Source organism: Dolichospermum sp. LEGE 00246 (assembly GCF_015207865.1).
GTDB lineage: Bacteria > Cyanobacteriota > Cyanobacteriia > Cyanobacteriales > Nostocaceae > Dolichospermum > Dolichospermum heterosporum.
The window spans coordinates 1-3,054 of the sequence record NZ_JADEWA010000562.1 but is presented as its reverse complement, the minus strand read 5'-3'; the positions used below and the strand labels follow the sequence as shown (position 1 = coordinate 3,054).

Genomic DNA, 3,054 nt, shown 5'->3' with positions numbered 1-3,054 from the left:
GAATAGGAAAACCAAGAAGAAATTAATACCAATTTCTTTGAAAACAGATAAAAGTTATTTCGATAGAAGGATGATATCAATTATGGATTCTGTAAGTCTCACCCACGAACAATTATCTCAAGCTATTAATGAACTTCCACTGGCAGCACTTCCTGAATTAGCTGATTTTATTGAATCTTTACTTTTTAAGCTTAATTTAACTCCTGCGGCTATTAATAATGAACCAGGGGAGAGTAATTTTTTATTAAGTATTGCTGGTATAGGAGAGTCTAGTGAATCCAATTTATCAGACAGAGATACAGAAAACGGAGAACTGGAAATTGTTCCAACTAGAGGTATCAAGGAATTTAATCATGAGGTAAATAAATAATCATGACGGCTATTTTAGATATAAGTTTCTTAGTGGCAATTGTTGATATTAAGGACGAAAATTATGGGCGTATCCTTGATGTTATAGTTGATTCAAAGGAAGTATTGGTTTTACCAACAACAGTTTTACCTGAAGTTTGTCATTTGCTTGCTTCTCGGTTAGGATATCCTACAACAAGACAGGTTTTAACTGAATTAGCTAATAGTAATGTCATTATTGAAGGGATTGATAAAACTGATTTAAAAAGGGTGATGGAGATTCTAGACCAATATACTGATAGTAAGTTAAACTTTGTGGATGCAACGATTGTTGCTATTGCGGAAAGGATGAATATTACTAAGATTTTTACTTTAAATAAACCTATTTTTAGTATTATTAGTCCACTACATTGTGCTGGTTTTGAGATATTTCCTTAATAGGCTATCAATCAGATCCCTGACTTCTTAAAGAAGTCGGGGATCTTGTATTTACGTTAAAGGAACAATTGCACTCATTTGGTCTAAATCTAACACAGTTGCTAATTCTGATTCTGTCATTAAACCTTTTTCGAGAACTATTTGCCGTAAAGATTTACCTGTTTCTAGGGATTCCTTAGCTACAGCAGCAGCATTCAAATAACCAATGTGGGTATTCAATGCGGTGACTAATGCTAAACTGCCTTCAGCGTAGGCTAAACAACGTTCTTTGTTAGCAGTAATTCCTTGAATACAGCTTGTGGTTAAAGCCGAAATTGTGTTACCTAAAATCTCAATGCTGTGAATTAAATTATAGGCAATGAGGGGCATCATTACGTTTAATTCTAATTGTCCAGCTTGGGCGGCAAAAGCGATCGCATTATCATATCCCATTACCTGAAAACATACCATTGATGTCATCTCTGCCATCACAGGATTATATTTTCCGGGCATAATTGAAGAACCGGGTTGCACAGGTGGAAGTTGAATTTCCTTAAATCCGGTTTTGGGACCAGAATCCATTAACCGCAAATCGTGGGATATTTTCACCAAATCCTGGGCTAAATTCCGCAACGCCCCAGAAACATTCACAAAAGCCCCCATACTTTGCATAGCAGCCATTAAATGGGGTGCTGGTTCTAGGGGAAATTCCAATAATTGCGACAGGATATCCACAACTCTTTGCCGATATTCCGGGTGGGTATTCATACCTGTTCCCGCAGCACTACCACCTAAACCTAACACCATTAAATCCCCAGAAGCAATGTAAAGCCGGTTTTGGTGTTCTGAGAGAATTTGCGCCCAAGCCCGAAAATTATCCCCTAATCGCACGGGTACAGCGTCTTGGAGGTGAGTTCTCCCCGATTTGACGATATCTTGAAATTCTGTAGCTTTGGCTTCTAAAGCCGAAATTGCCTGTTCTAAAGCTGGTTGTAAAGTGCGAGAAAGTGCCAATAAGCCACCAATGCGAATGGCTGTGGGGATGACATCATTGGTAGACTGTCCGTAGTTTACATGATCGTTGGGGCTAACGAATTTGTAATTACCTTTTTGATCACCCAGAATTTCTAAAGCGCGATTTGCTAAAACTTCATTAATATTCATGTGGTGAGAAGTTCCCGCACCAGCTTGATAAACATCAACGACAAATTGATCTCGCAATGCACCTGCTAAGATTTCATCAGTGGCTTGAATAATGGCTTTGCTGATATCTGCGGGAATACAATCCAATTCTCCGTTGACAATAGCGGCGGCTTTTTTAATATATAAACCAGCATCTATATAAGTGGATAAAGGTTTAATACCGCTAATGGGGAAATTTTCGATCGCCCTTTGGGTTTGAATCCCATAATATACGTTATTGGCAATTTGGCGATCGCCCATCGAGTCTTTTTCAATCCGAAAATCTGAATTGTTAGTCATATAAATGGAGAATGGCAACGGAAGAACAGGGAACAGGCAAAAAACTTATTTTTAACTCAATTGAGGATTGCTATATTTCCCACTTATCATAATACACACACCCGTGATTAAAAACGCCAAGGCACTGCAAAATCCAGCAAGTACAGATGTTATTGTTGCTGGAAATACAAAACCAAAAATATTCATAAAATAGTAATATAGATACCCGCTAACATGGCTTATTTTCCTAATAAGTAATTGGACAAAAATATTTACAGTCATTGCGAGGGAAGGGAAGCAATCACAACCCTTGGAATTGCTTCATTTCACTTCGTTCCCTATGGCTAACGCCACGCTGCGCTAACGCAATGACATTGTGTAATTAAGCTGTTACGCAGCTAAATTTGATAACCATAATTTACTTGAACTTTGTAGTGCGGGCATCTTGCCCGCTAGAATTATACAAACTAAATGCACAACAGCTTAATTCTGTCTCACTACTGAAAGAAATTGCCGGAGAACGAAATACTGTCATTGCTAATGCCCAAGCAATCAAAACTCAAGGTAAAATTCCTTGGCCTACCGTTCCCTTTATGTAAAACAATATTTATTGTAGGTTGGGTTGAGCCGTAAAACCCAACAAAATCCTGCTCTTGCGTCTCTTTTATGGTGATTGAGGATTGATTATAACAAAACCCTTAGAGGATACTTTAAAAGTGGTATTCCGTAATTTTTATCACATTGTTACCCCCCTTTGCAAGGGGAAAGGGGGGTAACAAGAAAAATCTGGTTCCCTCCCCTTGTGAAGGGGAGGGTTAGGGAGTGTCT

Annotated in this window: 4 protein-coding genes; 3 read left to right on the top strand and 1 reads right to left on the bottom strand. The window is 38.3% G+C overall.

Features of this window, described 5'->3' with window-relative positions; genetic code table 11:
* Both IQ228_RS23990 and IQ228_RS23985 read left to right on the top strand, forming a co-directional pair.
* The coding region (locus tag IQ228_RS23990; RefSeq protein WP_228044051.1) for a hypothetical protein at positions 1-370 on the top strand (370 nt) is incomplete at its 5' end.
* Positions 371-372: 2 nt separating this feature from the next.
* Positions 373-786, top strand: coding sequence for a type II toxin-antitoxin system VapC family toxin (locus IQ228_RS23985; RefSeq protein ID WP_193964691.1), 414 nt, complete (start codon positions 373-375; stop codon positions 784-786).
* Positions 787-837: 51 nt separating this feature from the next.
* Here IQ228_RS23985 and IQ228_RS23980 read toward each other — a convergent pair whose 3' ends face one another.
* Entirely contained in the window at positions 838-2,247 is a 1,410-nt protein-coding gene (locus tag IQ228_RS23980) for an aspartate ammonia-lyase (protein WP_027404136.1), read from the bottom strand.
* Positions 2,248-2,660: 413 nt separating this feature from the next.
* Between IQ228_RS23980 and IQ228_RS23975 the strand changes: the two genes are divergently transcribed.
* A complete protein-coding gene (locus IQ228_RS23975; RefSeq protein ID WP_193964689.1) occupies positions 2,661-2,825 on the top strand; it encodes a hypothetical protein in 165 nt (54 codons plus the stop codon).
* Positions 2,826-3,054 lie beyond the last annotated feature (229 nt).

Coding starts and splice junctions, on each gene's coding strand:
- IQ228_RS23985 (WP_193964691.1), top strand. CDS start 373: ATGACGGCTATTTTAGATATAAGTTTCTTAGTGGCAATTGTTGATATT.
- IQ228_RS23980 (WP_027404136.1), bottom strand. CDS start 2,247: ATGACTAACAATTCAGATTTTCGGATTGAAAAAGACTCGATGGGCGAT.